At 64.6% G+C, this 16,677-nt stretch carries 12 protein-coding genes; 7 read left to right on the top strand and 5 right to left on the bottom strand.

What is annotated here, in order from left to right; genetic code table 11:
* Positions 1–87 precede the first annotated feature (87 nt).
* Positions 88–1,041, bottom strand: a complete 954-nt coding sequence (locus J6524_RS03125; protein WP_225668848.1) for an AEC family transporter — start codon at positions 1,039–1,041, stop codon at positions 88–90.
* Positions 1,042–1,162: 121 nt separating this feature from the next.
* Between J6524_RS03125 and hspQ the strand changes: the two genes are divergently transcribed.
* Complete coding sequence (gene hspQ / locus J6524_RS03130; RefSeq protein WP_212499554.1) at positions 1,163–1,495, top strand: heat shock protein HspQ; 333 nt, start codon at positions 1,163–1,165, stop codon at positions 1,493–1,495.
* A 113-nt stretch (positions 1,496–1,608) separates the two neighbouring features.
* Here the strand turns inward: hspQ and J6524_RS03135 are convergent, their stop codons facing one another.
* On the bottom strand, positions 1,609–2,385 hold the full coding sequence (locus J6524_RS03135; RefSeq protein ID WP_225668849.1) for an invasion associated locus B family protein: 777 nt from the start codon (positions 2,383–2,385) through the stop codon (positions 1,609–1,611).
* A gap of 315 nt (positions 2,386–2,700) precedes the next feature.
* Here J6524_RS03135 and J6524_RS03140 point away from each other — a divergent pair, with 315 nt between their 5' ends.
* The 3 genes from J6524_RS03140 to J6524_RS03150 all read left to right on the top strand — a co-directional run bounded on the left by J6524_RS03140 (position 2,701) and on the right by J6524_RS03150 (position 7,356).
* Complete coding sequence (locus J6524_RS03140; RefSeq protein ID WP_376711980.1) at positions 2,701–4,473, top strand: extracellular solute-binding protein; 1,773 nt, start codon at positions 2,701–2,703, stop codon at positions 4,471–4,473.
* Positions 4,474–4,518: 45 nt separating this feature from the next.
* A complete protein-coding gene (locus J6524_RS03145; protein WP_225668853.1) occupies positions 4,519–6,024 on the top strand; it encodes a class I adenylate-forming enzyme family protein in 1,506 nt (501 codons plus the stop codon).
* 90 nt (positions 6,025–6,114) lie between these two features.
* Positions 6,115–7,356 carry a GGDEF domain-containing protein gene (locus tag J6524_RS03150; RefSeq protein ID WP_225668854.1) on the top strand — a complete coding sequence of 414 codons (1,242 nt, stop codon included), beginning with the start codon at positions 6,115–6,117 and terminating at the stop codon, positions 7,354–7,356.
* Positions 7,357–7,488: 132 nt separating this feature from the next.
* Here the strand turns inward: J6524_RS03150 and mfd are convergent, their stop codons facing one another.
* The gene (gene mfd, locus J6524_RS03155) at positions 7,489–11,007 is read right to left on the bottom strand and encodes a transcription-repair coupling factor (RefSeq protein ID WP_225668856.1); all 3,519 of its coding nucleotides are present in this window, start codon (positions 11,005–11,007) and stop codon (positions 7,489–7,491) included.
* Positions 11,004–11,294, bottom strand: a complete 291-nt coding sequence (locus J6524_RS03160) for an FAD assembly factor SdhE (RefSeq protein WP_225668858.1) — start codon at positions 11,292–11,294, stop codon at positions 11,004–11,006. The genes mfd and J6524_RS03160 overlap by 4 nt, the downstream gene beginning before the upstream one ends.
* Positions 11,295–11,726: 432 nt before the next feature.
* Between J6524_RS03160 and J6524_RS03165 the strand changes: the two genes are divergently transcribed.
* The 3 genes from J6524_RS03165 (at position 11,727) to recG (ending at position 15,709) form a co-directional block, all read left to right on the top strand.
* The gene (locus J6524_RS03165; RefSeq protein ID WP_225668859.1) at positions 11,727–12,908 is read left to right on the top strand and encodes an RNA ligase RtcB family protein; all 1,182 of its coding nucleotides are present in this window, start codon (positions 11,727–11,729) and stop codon (positions 12,906–12,908) included.
* Positions 12,905–13,528, top strand: a complete 624-nt coding sequence (prfH, locus tag J6524_RS03170) for a peptide chain release factor H (RefSeq protein WP_225668861.1) — start codon at positions 12,905–12,907, stop codon at positions 13,526–13,528. Before J6524_RS03165 ends, prfH begins: the two co-directional genes overlap by 4 nt.
* A gap of 72 nt (positions 13,529–13,600) precedes the next feature.
* Positions 13,601–15,709 carry an ATP-dependent DNA helicase RecG gene (gene recG, locus J6524_RS03175; RefSeq protein ID WP_225668862.1) on the top strand — a complete coding sequence of 703 codons (2,109 nt, stop codon included), beginning with the start codon at positions 13,601–13,603 and terminating at the stop codon, positions 15,707–15,709.
* On the opposite strand, the gene J6524_RS03180 is transcribed toward recG, so the two are convergent.
* Complete coding sequence (locus tag J6524_RS03180; protein WP_225668863.1) at positions 15,661–16,650, bottom strand: Dap2 family DHDPS-related protein; 990 nt, start codon at positions 16,648–16,650, stop codon at positions 15,661–15,663. The two genes, recG and J6524_RS03180, sit on opposite strands and share 49 nt — an antisense overlap.
* Between the last annotated feature and the right edge of the window lie 27 nt (positions 16,651–16,677).

Below are 16,677 nucleotides of genomic sequence, written 5' to 3' on the forward strand. Positions count from 1 at the left end.
CTCCGGACGCCAGCGTGAGGGCTGCAACCTAGCCCAACTCTACTTTGCATGGGGTTGTTTTCGCGATTTTGTGTCTCCCCGCCACGGCTACGGAAACACCAGCCGCCCGCTCTGGATGAGCCACATCACGCTGGTCAGCGTGACCACGGAGGCGAAGGTGCCGATCAGGACGGCGACGGAGGCCGGCTCGATCCAGGTGTTGTTCTGCCGGGCCATGACGAACACGTTCAGCGCTGGCGGCAGCGCGGCCATCAGCACCGCGGTTGCCGCCCAGGGCTGTGCGAACGGCCCGAACAGCAGCATCAGTCCGAACACGATGAGCGGATGGATCAGGAGCTTGATTGCGATCACGCCAGGCACTTCCCAGGGTACGCGATCGAACGGCCGCAGCGCCACCGTGACGCCCAGAACGAACAGCGCCGTCGGCGCCGCCGCGTTCTGCAGGAACAGCAGCGTCCTGTCGAGGGCAACCGGCAACGGAATGTGCAGCGCTGCAACGAGAGCCCCCAAAACCGCCGACATGATCAGCGGGTTGAGCACGATCTGCCGCGCGGCTACGCCGATCGCGTGCAAGAAAGATGGATGCTTGCGATCGGTCAACGCCATCAGCAGTGGCACAACCGTGAACAGGAAAATACTGTCGCAGCAGAAGATCAGCGCCGTCGGCGCCGCCGCTTTGCTGCCAAGCACCGCCAGCGCAAGGCCAGGGCCCATATAGCCGATGTTGCCGTAAGCGCCGGCAAGGCCGGCGATGGTCGCCTTGCGCAGCGACAATTCACCGATGATACGACCCACCACCATGGCCAGCACGAAGGCGCTCACGGTGGCAAGCGTGGTCGCGATCAGGAATGGCGGGTTGTTCAGCTCGGAAAACGGCGTTTCCGACATGATGCGAAACAACAATGCGGGCAGCGAGACGTAGAGCAGGAAGAAATTCATCCAAGCGAGGCCCGATTCCGGCAGCCCTCGTGTCTTGCCGCAGGCAAAGCCGATGAAGATCAGGCCGAAATAGGGAAGCGCGAGGTTGAGGATATCGACCATCTCGAAAGCGTTTTTTTCAGTGATTTCGGGGGCATGGCGCCGGATGTGGCCACCACATGTAAAGGTTAATTCGTCCTATTGCCCCTAGCATCGGCCGCAATCATGGTCTATTCGACGGAATATGATCAAAGCGCGCACCGCCAAGTTTCAAATCGGGCAGATCGTCCGCCACCGGGTGTTCTCATTCCGGGGCGTGATCTTCGACATTGATCCGGAATTCAACAACACAGAGGAATGGTGGTTGTCGATCCCGGAGGAAGTTCGTCCTCACAAGGATCAGCCGTTCTACCACCTGCTCGCAGAAAACTCGGAGACCGAATACGTCGCCTATGTCTCCGAGCAGAATCTGCTGCCTGACGATTCAGGCGAGCCGATCCGGCATTCGCAGGTCGCCGAGATATTCGTGAAGGACAAGTCCGGCGGCTATCGCCCGCGCAATCCGTCGCTGAACTAAAGCTGCGCACGCGGAGTTGCGTCAAAAAAGCTGAACTGGAGTGATCTCTATCTGCAACGAAAAAGGCGCCCGCTGGGGCGCCTTTTGTGTTTTGTCGAATGCTACTGGAGCGCTTACTTCGTCGCCGGATTGGCGCCGCCCGCACCTTCGAGCTTCTTGCGCTGCTCTTCGGCGCGCTTCTGCAGTTCTTCCTGCAGCTTCTTCTGGTTTTCCTCGAACTGCTTCGGGTCGGTCGGCGGGCCGTCATAGGCCTTGGCAAATTCACCCGCGAGCGGCAGCGGCAGCGTCAGCGGCGCGCCGTTGGAATTGATCGCCTGAACAACAAGATTCTGGCCCTTCTTCAGGTTGGCGATCAGTTCGGGCGTGGCTTCGTAGTCGGACATGCAGCCGTTCTGGAAGCAGATCACGTACGGGCTCTGCTGCGGCGGATTGCTGTCGACGATGATTCGAGTCCCGTGCACGAGCTGCATGCCGAGCGGAAGGGTCACTCGCAGAAGCTTCTTTGGCTCACCTTCCGGCTCGATAATGACGGCGGCGATAACGGGCTGGCCCGATTCGATGCGGCCGTCCTTGCCGGTAAAGCAGACCTGCTTGGCGCCGGCTTCCTGCCCCTTCAGACAGAACTTGGTCCACGGCGCATAGATGAGCTGGACTTGTTGTTCCTGCGGCTGAGGCGCGGCGGCGGCAGGAGCACCGGCCGCAGGCGCTTGCTGGGCGGGCGCTGGCGCCTTTGGAGCCGCCTTCGGCGGCGCTTTCGGCGCCGGTGCCGGCGCGGGCTGTTGGGCCTGCGCGCCTGAAACGATCAACGTTGCCGAGAGTGCCGAGGCCGCCAACAGGGCCAGGATCTGCCCACGCGGCCGGACCGACCCGGCCAAGATACGGAAATTCATTGCGGAAAACCCTTTCTGAACCGGAGCGCCCGAAACCGCTACAGGCGCCGACACCTCTACCCGCGCTGAGGCGGCTGTCTCGTTGGCAATTGAGGCGGATACGTGACAGGCGTTCCCGCCGTCATCAACTGCCCGCCTTCAATACAGCGGCAGACGAAAAGATCAATGCCGACAAGCCTCTTTGACGTTCCTCGCCGGGCGGGGCCGTGCCTATGGTAAAGCTTCCCCGTGCGAATTTTCGAATCAAATCCCTGCCTGCCTGTGACCGTCTCCGGGCGTATCGGCCTGCGTGTGCTGGCCTGGACCGCCCTCGCCCTGGGTGTGACGCTGCTCGCGCCGTCGACCGGGGTGCAGGCGGCTGAAAGCCACGCGCTGGCAATGCACGGCGAGGCTGCCCTTCCCGCCGGTTTCACCCACATGCCCTACGCCAACCCTGACGCGCCGAAAGGCGGGCGCCTGGTCTGGGGCGTGCTTGGAACCTTCGACAGCCTCAATCCCCTGATCGTCCGCGGTCTCGCCGTTCAGCAGATGCGCGGCTTTGTGGTCGAGAGCCTAATGGCACGCGGCAATGACGAGGCTTTTACGCTCTATGGCTTACTGGCGAAGAGCGTCGAGACCGACGATGCGCGCAGCTACGTCACCTTCCGTCTCGACCCCAGGGCGCGTTTCGCCGATGGCAAGCCTGTTACGGCCGAAGACGTCCTGTTTTCCTGGGCCTTGCTGCGTGACAAGGGCCGCCCGAACCACCGCCAGTATTATTCCAAAGTTGCAAAGGCCTGGGCGACCGACGCGCTCACGGTCCGATTCGATTTCGGCGGAACCAACGACCGCGAGCTGCCGCTGATCCTCGGCCTGATGCCGGTTCTGCCGCGCCACGCGGTCGATCCCGCAACCTTCGAAGAAACCACGATGACCGCACCGGTTGGCTCCGGCCCCTATCGCGTCACATCAGTTAGGCCCGGAGCCAGTGTGACGCTGACCCGCAATCCCGATTACTGGGGTCGCGACTTGCCGGTCAATCGCGGATTGTGGAACTTCGACGAGATCAGGCTCGACTTCTATCGCGAGTCCAACAGCCAGTTCGAGGCGTTCAAGCGCGGCCTCTATGACTTTCGCGTCGAGCACGAGCCGCTGCGCTGGCACGAAGGCTATGATTTTGCGGCGGCCAAGAACGGCGAGGTGATCCGCGACACCATCAAGCCCGGAATGCCACAGCCGTCCGAATATTTGGTGTTCAACACACGACGACCGATGTTTTCGGACATCCGCGTTCGGCAGGCGCTGACGCTGCTGTTCGATTTCGAGTGGGTCAACCGCAACTATTTTTTCGGTCTCTATGCGCGCGCGGCAGGTTTCTTCGCGGGGTCCGAACTGTCCGCCTATGCCCGTCCCGCCGACGAACGCGAGCGCGAGCTCCTAAAGCCGTTCGCCGATCGCATCCGGCCGGACATTCTCGACGGCAGCTATCGCCTGGCCGTCACCGATGGGTCGGGCCGCGATCGCACGACGTTACGTCAGGCGCTGGGCCTGTTGTCGGAGGCTGGCTATGATCTCGATGGATCGGTGCTGCGGCAGCGTTCGACCAAGACGCCGCTGAGTTTCGAGATACTGGTGACGACGCGGGACCAGGAGCGGATTGCACTGGCCTACCAGCGTGACCTCAAGCGCGCCGGCATCGAGGCGAGCGTTCGTGCGGTAGATCCCGTGCAGTTCGACCAACGACGGCTCGGCTACGAATTCGACATGCTGCAGAACCGCTGGGATCAGTCGCTCTCCCCCGGCAACGAGCAATCCTTCTACTGGGGTAGCCAGGCCGCCGACATTCCCGGTACGCGAAATTACATGGGCGCCAAGGAGCCCGCCATCGACGCCCTGATTGCAGCGCTGCTAGAGGCGCGTGAGCGCCCGGCCTTCGTCTCCGCGGTGCGGGCGCTCGACCGCGCCCTGATGTCCGGTTTCTACGCGATCCCTGTGTTTAACGTGCAGGAGCAATGGATTGCGCGGTGGAATCGGATAGAAATTCCAGCAGCGACCGCTTTAACGGGCTACCTTCCGGAGGCCTGGTGGCAGAAGCCGCAAGCGAAGTGAACTCACCCAGTGGTGCAACCCTCGTGATACAGCCGAAGTAACGCCGTGACCCAGCCCACCGCTTCGCCAACGCTCGATACGCTGTTCAAACGGAACCTGGCGCGGCAGCCGGATGCGCTGGCGCTTATCGATCCCCTCAACAAACTGCGCGTCACAGGCCAGCAGCCAAAGCGTCTGACCTTCGCGCAGGCCGACCGCATGATCTCCTCGCTCGCCGCGCATTTCATCGAGTCCGGCCTGCCGTCCAATTCGGTGATCGCGGTTCAACTGCCGAACACCATCGAATTCGCGCTCACGGTGCTTGCTGCCTTCCGCGCCGGACTCGTTGTCGCGGTAATGCCGCTGCTCTGGCGGCAGTCGGAATTGACCATGGCGCTCAACCGCACCGCGGCACGGGCGATTGTCACCACGAGCAAGATCGATGGCGTGATCTATTCGGATCTCGCCATGAACGCCGCCGCCGAGGCGTTCTCGATTCGCCACGTCTGCGGCTTCGGCAGTGACCTGCCCGAGGGCATGGCCTCGCTCGACAATGCGATCTTCCGTGAATCCCCGACCGCACGTGCCGTGATCCAGGACGGCCGCAAGCCGGCACTGATTTCCTTCGACGTCACCGCGGACGGCTTCCGCCCAGTCCCGCGCGCCCATCTCGGCCTGATTGCCGGCGGCCTTGCCATGTCGCTCGAAAGCGACGTGCCGCAGGGCGCGACCGTGCTATCGGCTTTCTCGCCGATGTCGTTTGCCGGCCTCTCCTCCTCGCTGGCGCTCTGGCTGCTCTCAGGTGGAACGCTGGTGCTGCACCATCCCTTCGACGAGGAAGTGCTGGAGCAGCAGATCAACGAACAGCGCTGCGATACGCTGATTGCGCCTGCTCAACTGGCGCTGCGGCTGGACGAAATGGACCTTGCCGCGCGGATGCCAAGCCTGCGCCATGTCATCGGCCTGTGGCGCACGCCGGAGCAGGTCGGCTCCAGCGCCAGCTGGGCGACGAAAAATGCGACGCTGACGGATGTCTATCTGTTCGGCGAGGCCGGCTTGTTCGGTGCACGCCGGATCGCCGAGGATGGCTCGCCGGCCGTGATCAAGCCCGGCCCCCATGGCGCGCCACGCGACCTGCCGGGTTCGTCGATCGCGGGCGAAGTCTTGTTGACCTCCCGCGGAACGCTGGGATTGCGCGGACCGATGGTGCCGGTCGCGGCCTACGCGCCGCCTCCGCCGCCGAGCGACTCCATGATCGCGTCCCCGCCACGCGACTACGTCGATACGGATTACGCGGCGCGGCTCGACCGCGTGACGGGCGCGATCAACATCACCGCGCCACCGTCCGGCGTGATGGCCGTCGGCGGCTATCGGTTCCTGGCGCAAGACCTGCAGGAATGGGCGCGCCGGCTCGGCCAGGGCGCGCTGCTGACCGCGCTGCCCGACCGCCTCAGCGGCCACCGGCTCGCCGGCCGCGCGCTCGACAATGCTCGCGCTCGGGACGCTCTGTCAGAACTCGGCCTTAACCCATTGATGGTCGAGGCATTTCGTGACCGAAGCAGCGCCGCTTGAGCACTGCCGGCGACGCAACGTTGACGGCGCATTAAGCGTCGCAAATTAGGATTGCGCGGTTTCACATCCGCGCTGATCCGAGTTCTCAAGATGTCCCAGCAAGGCCCGATCCTCGTCGTATCGACCGCGAGACGGCCGTCCCTTGCCGCCGGGCTCGACGTCGCGAGGCTGTTTCCGGTGATCGAGGCGGAATGGGCGGACGCCGCCCGCGCGGCCGAACAGGTGCAGCCGGCTGCCGTGCTGGTCGCAGCTTCTGCCACCGATGAAGCCCACTTGGCTGAGCTGGCAGCGCGGATCGCGGCGCGCCAGCCCTATCTGCCCCTGATCGCGGTAGACCCGGCGGTTACCATCCCGGACAACGCCATTCCCTACTTTCAGGGCCAAGTCTTGCAAACTCGAAGCGGCGTTGACCGGCTGGTGGCCCGCCTGCGTGCCGCACTGCGCGTGCGATCGCTGCATGCGACGGTCATGCGCCGTCTGGTGCCAGCAACGCCTATGGCGTTGTCAGATATCGACCCGGCGCGCGATGCCACCGTGCTGCTGATTGGCCGCGGCGGCGCCTATCCCACGCTCTCGGTCGCGCTTGGCGAGCGCACCGGCGTGGTAGGCGCGCTCTCGATCGAAGCGGCTGCGAAGCATCTCAACGCACGCGACATCGACGGCATCGTGCTCAGCGAAGGTTTCAGCCCGCGTGTGATCGACGCCTTCCTCACCGTACTGACGGAGGACGCCCGCTTCCGCAATCTGCCTGTCGTGGTGACGGCGGGCGACCTGGCGCCGGCCTATGATCTGCCGAACCTCGAGATGCTCTCCGGCGACGCTGCCCAAGTGGTGGCGACGGCGCTGCCACTGGTCCGCCAGCACGCCTTCGAAGCGCAGCTGAGACGCACGCTGAAAGCCATCGATGCCGATGGCCTGATCGATCCGCGGACCGGCCTGCTCACGCCGGAAGCCTTCGAGCGCGATTTTGCCAGCGCCGTCTACCAGACCCAGCAGCGCGGCGGCGGATTGTCGGTCGCACGCTTCGCATTCGATCCCGAACACCCCCGAGCCCAGTTCGACGGCGCGCGGATCATCAGCCGCCTGATGCGGCGAATGGATTTCGGCGCAGCCCAGGGCGACGGCTCGGTGGTCGTGGTGTTTGCCGAAACCGACCTGAAGACAGCTCATACCATCGCGCGGCGGCTATCCAGCGTGATGCGCCATACCAATCACGGCAAGCGCGACACGCGAACGGAGCCGACGGTCTCGGTCGCCACGCTACTGCCGAACGATTCCGCAAAGTCGCTGCGCTCGCGGTTGCAGGAAGACGCGCAGCGCGCGGCGTCGTAGTGCGATCGCCAGCTCTATCCCCGTCATTGCGAGCGAAGCGAAGCAATCCATCTCTCCGCATGTGCGGAGCCAATGGATTGCTTAGTTGCTTTCGCTCCTCGCAATGACGGGGAGAGGTCGCGCCGAACCCCGCTACGCGGCCTTCTTGCTCTCGGCGAGATTGGCAAGCTGCCGCATGATCTCGGTCGTGCCCATCAGCCGCTCTTCCGGCGTCTTCCACGTCTGCAGGAACACCACCTTCATGTCGGGACGAACCCTGGCGGCCTGGCCGTGCTGACGGATAAAGGCGACGAGGCGGTCCGGCTGGGCAAAACTGTTGTCGCGGAACGAGATCACCGCGCCCTTCGGCCCCGCGTCGATCTTCTCGACATTGGCCCTGCGGCAATAGGCCTTGATCGCGGCGACCTTGAAGAGATAGCGGACCTCGTCCGGCAGCACGCCGAAGCGGTCGCGCATCTCGGCGGCGAAATCGTCGATCTCCTCGTCGGTGTCGAGATCGGCCAGCCGACGATACAGCGATAGGCGCACCGCAAGGTCGTTGACGTAATCCTCGGGAATCAGGACCGGCATGCCGATCGTGATCTGCGGCGACCAGCGGTCGGCGGCGGGCTCCACCACGCCGGCCTTGAGGTTGAGGATCGCCTCCTCCAGCATCGATTGATAGAGCTCGAAACCGACTTCCTTGATGTGGCCGGACTGCTCTTCGCCGAGCAGATTGCCGGCGCCGCGGATATCGAGGTCGTGTGAGGCCAGCTGGAAGCCCGCACCGAGCGTTTCCAGCGACTGCAGCACTTTCAGCCGTCGCTCGGCCTGTGCCGTGATCTTCTGCTGCGCCGGCAGGGTGAACAGCGCATAGGCCCGCAGCTTCGAGCGCCCCACCCGTCCGCGCAACTGATAGAGCTGCGCCAAGCCGAACATGTCAGCGCGGTGCACGATCAGCGTGTTGGCGTTCGGAATGTCGAGGCCGGATTCGATGATCGTGGTCGAGAGCAGGATGTCGTATTTGCCGTCGTAGAACGCCGACATGATATCCTCGATCACGGTCGGCGGCATCTGGCCGTGCGCGACCGCGACCTTCATCTCCGGCACGTTCTTGTCGAGGAAGTCCTTGACGCTGGCGAGGTCCTCGATCCGCGGCACGACGTAGAACGCCTGCCCGCCGCGGTAGCGCTCGCGGAGCAGCGCCTCGCGGATCATCAGGGGATCGTGCGGCGCGACGAACGTGCGAACCGCGAGCCGATCGACCGGAGGCGAGGCGATGATCGAGAGATCGCGTACGCCGGTCAGCGCGAGCTGCAGCGTGCGCGGAATTGGTGTGGCGCTCAGCGTCAGCACATGCACCTGCGCCCGCAACTGCTTCAGCCGCTCCTTGTGGCTGACGCCAAAGTGCTGCTCCTCGTCGACGATCAGAAGACCGAGATCCTTGAACTTGATCGACTTGCCGAGCAGCGCATGGGTGCCGACCACGATATCGACGCTGCCGTCCGCCAGCCCCTTCTTGACCTGCGTCAGCTCCTTGGCCGGGATCAGCCGCGAGGCCTGCGCGACATTAACTGGAAAGCCGCGGAAGCGTTCGGCAAAATTCTTGCTGTGCTGCCGCGCCAGCAGCGTGGTCGGCACCACGACCGCCACCTGCTTGCCTTCGAGCGCGACGGCGAACGCCGCGCGCAATGCCACCTCGGTCTTGCCGAAACCGACATCGCCGCAGATCAGCCGATCCATCGGACGGCCGCTTTCAAGGTCCTTCAGCGTGGTCGTGATCGCCCCCAACTGGTCCTCGGTCTCCTCATAGGGGAAGCGAGCGCAGAACTCGTCATAGACATGCGGCTGCACCGGCATCTTCGGCGCTTCGTGCAGCTGCCGCTCGGCGGCGATCTTGATCAGTTCGCCTGCAATCTCGCGGATGCGATTCTTGAGCTTGGCCTTGCGCGCCTGCCAGCCGCTGCCGCCGAGCCGGTCGAGTTCGACATTGGCGCCGTCCGAACCGTAACGTGACAGCAGCTCGATGTTCTCGACCGGCAGGAACAGCTTGGTTTCGGCGGCATAGTGCAGTTCGAGACAGTCATGCGGCGCACCCCCGACCTCGATCGTCTGCAGCCCGATAAAACGTCCGATGCCGTGCTCGACATGAACGACGAGATCGCCGGTCGAAAGACTCGTGACTTCCGAGATGAAATTGTCGAGCTTACGGCTCGCCTTGCGCGGACGCACCAGGCGGTCGCCAAGAATGTCCTGCTCGCTGATGACGGCGAATTCGTCGGTCTCGAAACCGCTCTCCATGCCGACCACCGCCAGCATGGCCTCGTTGCGCGGCGTCGCCTGCACCGTGCGCCAGGTGTTGACGCTGGTGATGTTGGCGAGCTTGTGATCCCGCAACATGCTCGCCATGCGGTCGCGTGAGCCTTCGCTCCACAGCGTGATCACCACCTTCTTCCGCTGTGCCTGCAGCGCCAGCACGTGCGCCACCACGGCCTCAAACACGTTAACGGAAGTGTCGGCGCGCTCCGGCGTGAAGTTGCGGCCCTGCCGCGCGCCGGCATCGAAGACATCGCTGCTACCCTCGGGCACTGCAAACGGCGTCAGCCGCGCCAGGGCCGCCTCGCCTAGCCGCGTGGTCCACTCCGTCTCCGCCAGATAGAGACGATCCGGCGGCAGCGGCTTGTAGATCGCACCTGACCCTGGATGCTCCAGCGCCTCGCGCCTTGCCTCGTAATAGTCCGCGATCTGCTTGAAGCGTTCGCGCGCGGCGTCCTCGCTCTGCGGCTCGATCGCAACCGGCGCGCCGTCGAGATAGTCGAACAGCGTGTCCATCCGCTCCTGGAATAGCGGAAGCCAATGCTCCATGCCTGGATGGCGGCGGCCTTCGCTGACGGCTTCATAGAGCGGATCGTCGCGCTCGGGCGCGCCGAACGCCGCGACATAGCCCATGCGGAAGCGGCGGATGGTTTCGGTGACGAGCTGGAATTCCGAGATTGGCACCAGATCGAGCGCCCGCATGTCGAGCAGCGTGCGCTGGGTTTCCGCATCGAAGGTGCGGATCGATTCCAGGCTATCGCCGAAAAAGTCGAACCGCACCGGTTGCTCGAGCCCGGCCGGAAACAGGTCGAGGATGCCGCCGCGCACCGCATATTCGCCGGGCTCACGGACCGTGGAGGAGCGGTTGTAGCCATTGTGCTCCAGCCAGGCGACGATCGAGTCCATCGGCACGACATGGCCAGGCGCGACCGACAGCGCCTGCGCCGCTACCACCTCGCGCGCCGGCACGCGCTGCGTGATGGCATTGACGGTGGTGAGCACGATCAGCGGCTTGTCGCTGCCCTGCAGGCGCGACAGCCGCGCCAGCGTGGTCAGGCGCTGTGCCAGGATGCCGCCATGCGGCGACACGCGGTCATAAGGCTGGCAGTCCCAAGCCGGAAACTGCATCACGGGCAAATCGGGCGCGAAGAATTCGAGCGCTCGCGCGAGCTGCTGCATGCGGGGACCATCGCGGCAGACCACGGCAAGACTCACGGCCGGCGGTTTCGGACGTGCCGCCACCGCGCGCGCGAGATCCGAAATGACGAGCCCCTCCGCGCCCTCGGCGACGTTGGCAAAGGTCAGCGCGCGGCCCGGAGACAGCAGTGCGGCGGGAGATTTGACAGGCACCTTCATGCGTCATGGCCCACGGCGCGAAACGCCTTGATGCGGTCGAACAGCCGGCCGGCATATTCCGGCGCCAGCGGCTTCTCGCCGGTCAGCGCGGCATAGAGATCGGGGTCGGGCACCTCGATCAGGCGTTCAAGCTCGGCCAGTTCGTCGTCGCGCATGGCAGATATCTCGGCATCCGCAAAGCGGCCGAGGATGAGATCCATCTCCCGGGTACCGCGATGCCAGCAGCGGAACAGGAGCCGCTTGCGGCGGTCGTCGAGGCCACCGCTCGATCGTGTCGTACCCGTCATCTTCCTTTTTCCATTTGAACGCCAAAAGCCCGGACGTGCCGGGCGGAGTTGATATAGTCCCACCCTCAGGGATTGTCAGTAGCGTTTCACCCACAGACCCATGCGAAAGTAGCGTGCGCCGCTCGCGAGGCACGCCTCTGCTCCGCGACTCCCGCGTGGGGCGCTTCCGCCTTCGCTCGTTGACCTTCGGCGGATAAATTGTTGCTCGCCCTCGCCACTTGCAGCTTTTCGATTTCGCCGCTATGTGTCTGCCGCGATCCGCCGATTTTGGCGCTGATATCAGGGAGAAGGCTCGATGACGTCTATGTCTCGCCGCCCCGTCGAGGGCATCGCCTAAGGGCGCGTGCGTTAGCCGCGCTGCTTGGGAACTCGCGCGTTTGATTCAGCAATACGCTGGCGCGTCGACGATTCTCAATCTCCTGAAAGTTTTCAATGGGCACTTCTCCTGAGGTGGGCGGCTGCGCGCCGATCCACGTCTTCGCCTCGTCCAAATCCTGGATCGAGGGCAACGCTACGCTTCAACTCCAGCAGGTCGCCGGCTTGCCCGGCGTCCAGGCGGTCGCGGCCATGCCGGATCTCCATCCCGGCAAATACGGCCCCGTAGGCTGCGCCGTTCTGGCTGATCGGATTCATCCGCAACTGGTCGGCTCCGACATCGGCTGCGGCATGGGGCTGTTTCAGCTCGATGTCGCCGCGCGCAAGCTGCGGCTCGACCAACTGGCCGAGCGGCTACACGCACTCGATCAGCCCTGGGATGGCGACATCGGCAGCGTCCTGACCGACGCCGGTCTTCGCGCGACCACTTTTGATGCCTCACTCGGCAGCATTGGTGGCGGCAATCACTTCTGCGAGATTCAGGCGATCGAGGAAATTCTTGAGCCCGATATCGCTACGCAAGCCGGACTCGACCCCGACCGAGCCTATGTGCTGGTGCATTCGGGTTCGCGCGGCTTCGGCTACTCGATCCTGGAGCGCGTCCTGAGCGAAGGACAGGTGGCGTTTGATCCTGCGAGCGATGAAGGCGAAGCGTACATGGATGCGCATGACCACGCCGTGCAGTGGGCGAGGCTCAATCGCCGCATCATCGCAGGCCGCGCCGCGGCAGCGGCGCGTGCGGACTTCCGTCCCATCAACGATCTGCCGCACAACCTGGTGGAGCGTCAGGGCGGCGCGTTGGCATTGCATCGGAAAGGCGCGGCGGCGTCCGATCGTGGGCTCGTGCCGGTGCCGGGATCGCGCGGCACGCTATCCTATCTGGTGGAGCCGCTTGCTGAGATGCGAACCGAGGCGCTTGCCTCACTCGCGCATGGCGCGGGCCGCAAATACGACCGCGCCTCCATGCATGGTCGTGTCAGGGTCAAGAAGTCGGACGTCGCACGGCTGGAACGCAATCCCTTTGGCGGCATCGTCGTCTGCGGGGATCGCGGCCTGCTCGCGGAAGAAGCGCCCGAGGCCTACAAGAACATCGAGCGCGTCATCGACGACCTCGTCGAGTTCGGCCTTGCGCGCGTCGTCGCAACGTTTCGGCCGCTGGTGACCTTCAAGAAGGCGCAGTCTGATGTCGCGGCGGGCGGCGCCAAACGGCAAAAGTCCTGGAAGGAGGATCGCAGATGATCCGACTTCTCTTCACCAGCGGACGCGGTCCGGCGGAATGCCGGATCGCGGTTCGGAAAGCCGTTGCTGCGCTCGCGCAAGGGGCGGCGGCGCTCGGTCTCGAAGCCGATTGCGTGGAGGGGCCGAGTCCGGATGGCCACGGTCCGGCGTCAGCCATCGTCGTGATCCACGGCGACGCCGCGGCGGCGTTTGCGCGGCCGTGGATCGGCGCGATCCAGTGGGTGGCGCAAAGCCCGGTCCGGCCGCATCACAAGCGGAAGAACTGGTTCATCGGCGTGTTCGAACTGCCGCCGCTGCCGGATGCACCAAAGGCGCTCGCGATCCAGGACGTTCGCTTCGAGGCTTTCCGCGCCGGCGGCCCGGGCGGCCAGCATCAGAACAAGACCGAGAGTGCGGTGCGGGCCATCCACATCGCCAGCGGCCTCTCCGTGGTAGCGCGTGAGGAGCGCTCGCAGCACCGAAACAAGGCGCTGGCCCTGGAGCGGATCGCGGCATTGCTGAAGCTGCAAGGCGAACTGGAAGCGATCACCGCGCGGAACGATGCGCACGCGGCGCATGATCGCCTCGAGCGCGGGCGGCCGGTAAAGCGGTTCAAGGGCCTCGCGTTCCGGGCATCATAGCGAAGGGAAAAAATCCGTGGACGTCTCGCCCAAATCCGAGCATGACGGCTGGAAACGGTCTTAGATTTACCTATGCGCCCCAGCCTGCTCAATCCACTGTTTGCGCCGGTCACGAGCCTTCCTGGTGTCGGGCCGAAGCAGGACAAGCTGCTGCGCTATCTGCTCGGGCGCGATGAGACGCCGCGGTTGGTCGATCTCCTGTTGCATCTGCCGGCGAGCGTGATTGACCGCCGCGCGCGGCCGAAGATCCGCGAGGCCGCGCCGGGAACCGTGGTGACGCTGGAAGTCACGATCGATCGTCACCGGCCGCCCCCGCCGCGCAATGCCCGCGCGCCCTACCTCGTCTACGCCTCTGACGATACCGGCGATGTCGTGCTGACATTTTTCCGCGCCAAGCCCGGCTATGTCGAGAAGCTGCTGCCGGTCGGCGAGAAGCGCTACGTGTCGGGCACGCTGCAGATGTATGACGGCATTCCGCAGATCGTGCATCCCGATCGCGTCGTCGACGAGGCGGCGTTTTCAAAGCTCTCCGGTATCGATCCAGTCTATCCCCTGACCGAAGGCCTCGCGCTGGGTTCGCTTCGCCGCGCGATCGCGCAGGCGCTGCAGAAGTTGCCGGAACTGCCCGAATGGATCAGCCCGGAAGTCATTCGCCGCTGCAGCTTCCCGACGGTACGGGAAGCGCTGAACCGCGTGCATGTGCCCGTCGAACTCACGGATATCCTGCCTGATCGCGTATTCTGGTCGCGGCTGGCGTTCGACGAACTGCTCGCCGGCCAACTGGCGCTGGCGCTGGTGCGCGCGCAACTACGGCGTCCGGCCGGCGACCGCAACGCCGGCGACGGTCATCTGCGCCACAAGATCATCGACGCCCTCCCTTACGCGCTCACGTCCTCGCAGCGCGCCGCGGTCGCCGCCATCACCGAGGATCTGCGCCAGCCGGTGCGCATGCTACGGCTGCTGCAGGGCGACGTCGGCTCCGGCAAGACAGTCGTGGCGCTGCTCGCTGCGGCTGCGGTCACCGAAGCCGGCAAGCAGGCCGCGCTGATGGCGCCGACCGAAATTCTCGCGCGTCAGCATATCAAGACCATCGCGCCGCTCGCTGAACGCGCCGGCCTGCGCGTTGCGATCCTGACCGGCCGTGAGAAGGGCAAGGAGCGGCGCGAGATTCTCGCTCAGCTCGAAGCCGGCGAGATCGATCTTCTGGTCGGCACCCATGCGCTGATCCAGGACGACGTGATCTTCAACGCGTTGGCACTGGCTGTCGTCGACGAGCAGCACCGCTTCGGCGTGCGCGAGCGGCTGGCGCTGACCAACAAGGGCGAAGCGGTCGACGTGCTGGTCCTGAGCGCAACGCCGATCCCGCGCACGCTGGTGCTCACCTATTTTGGCGACATGGACGTCTCCGAGCTGCGTGAGAAGCCGGCCGGGCGCCAGCCGATCGATACCCGCGCGGTTCCGGCAAGCCGCCTCGATGAAGTCGTCGATGCCGTCGGCCGCGCGCTGAAATCCGGCAAGCTGGTCTACTGGATCTGTCCGCTGGTCGAGGAATCCGAGGCCGAGGGCACCGAACACCTCACCAACGCCACCGAGCGCTTCGAGAAGCTGCAGAGGCGCTTCGGCGACCGCGTTGGCCTCGTGCACGGGCAGATGAAGGGCACGGACAAGGACCGCGTCATGGCGCAATTCGCCGCCCATGAGATCGGCCTTCTGGTCGCGACCACCGTGGTCGAAGTTGGCGTCGACGTTCCCGCTGCGACCATCATGGTGATCGAGAACGCCGAGCGCTTCGGGCTTGCGCAGTTGCACCAGCTTCGTGGCCGGATCGGCCGTGGGTCGGAATCTTCGACCTGTCTATTGCTCTACAAGGAGCCGCTCGGCGAAATATCCGCAGCGCGGCTGAAGGTGATTAGGGAGACCACCGACGGCTTTCGGATCGCCGAGGAGGACCTGAAGCTGCGCGGCGAAGGCGACGTGCTCGGCATCCGCCAGAGCGGCCTGCCCGGCTATCGCATCGCCCGCTCCGACGTGCATGCCCAGTTTATCACGCAGGCGCGCGATGAGGCGCTCCGGATCATGAAGGACAATCCCAAGCTCAAGGGCGAGCGCGGCGAGGCGTTGCGCTGCCTGCTTTACCTGTATGAGCGCGATGAAGCCGTGCCGCTGATCGGTGCGGGATAGGTCTTGCTCGCCTCGACGGCGGCAATGCGGCGCCGGTAATGCTCGGTGCCCTCGATAATCTTGTCGAGCAGCGCATCCAGCGCCCAGAACTTTTCGTGGATATCGAAGGTGACGGCGCGGCTGTCGGGGCACGCGAACGTGCCGAGACGCTGATGGTAAAGCTTTGCCAGCTTCGGATAGCCCATCGGTTCGGCCATCGCCGACAGCGCGAGGTAGACCGACAGTTCGTCCGCCAGCGCCGGATGATTGGCGCGCTCGGTCATCAGCCATTTGTAGAGATCGGGATGAAAGTTCGTGAACACGCCGGTAAAGCCGCGCGAACCGGCTTTCATCGCGTCATACGCAATCGCGGCATTGGCATTGACGATGGCAAGCGGCGTGCCCCTGGTCAGCGCCACCCGGCGCTTCACCGTTTCGAGGTCGCAGGAAACGTCCTTGAGGACAACGAAGCGGCCGGTATTGGCGCAGAACTTCAGTTCGTCGTCGGTCAGCAGACGGCGATAGGGCGCCGGGCACTCGTAGAGGCCGAGCGAAATTTCGTTCGGCAGCCGCTCAAGCAGCCACTTCAGATCATCGATGAATTTGGCTCCGCCTTCCCGCTTGGCGTCGAGCCGGTTGGTGACGAGCACCATGCCGTCAACGCCGGTCGCGGCGATTGCCGTCAGCTCGGCAAGCTGGTCCTCCAGACTTTCGCTGATGTGACCGGAGGCGATGACGGGCACCCGGCCTGCCGCGGCTTTCCTGACGAATGCGGCGAGCGCAACCCGCTCGTCGAGGCTGAGATGCTGCATCTCGCTGGACTGGCAGACCGCAAACAGCGCGTCCGAACCCTTGTCGATGTACCATTCCACCAGCCGGCCGAGGCCCGGATAGTCGATCTCGCCGTTCGCGGTGAACGGCGTGATCATCACGGGAACGATGCCTTCGATCTTCTTGGTCATGTTCGCCTGGCAGAAGAGCGTCGCGCG

This window comes from Bradyrhizobium hereditatis (assembly GCF_020329435.1).
GTDB classification, from domain to species: Bacteria; Pseudomonadota; Alphaproteobacteria; order Rhizobiales; family Xanthobacteraceae; genus Bradyrhizobium; species Bradyrhizobium hereditatis.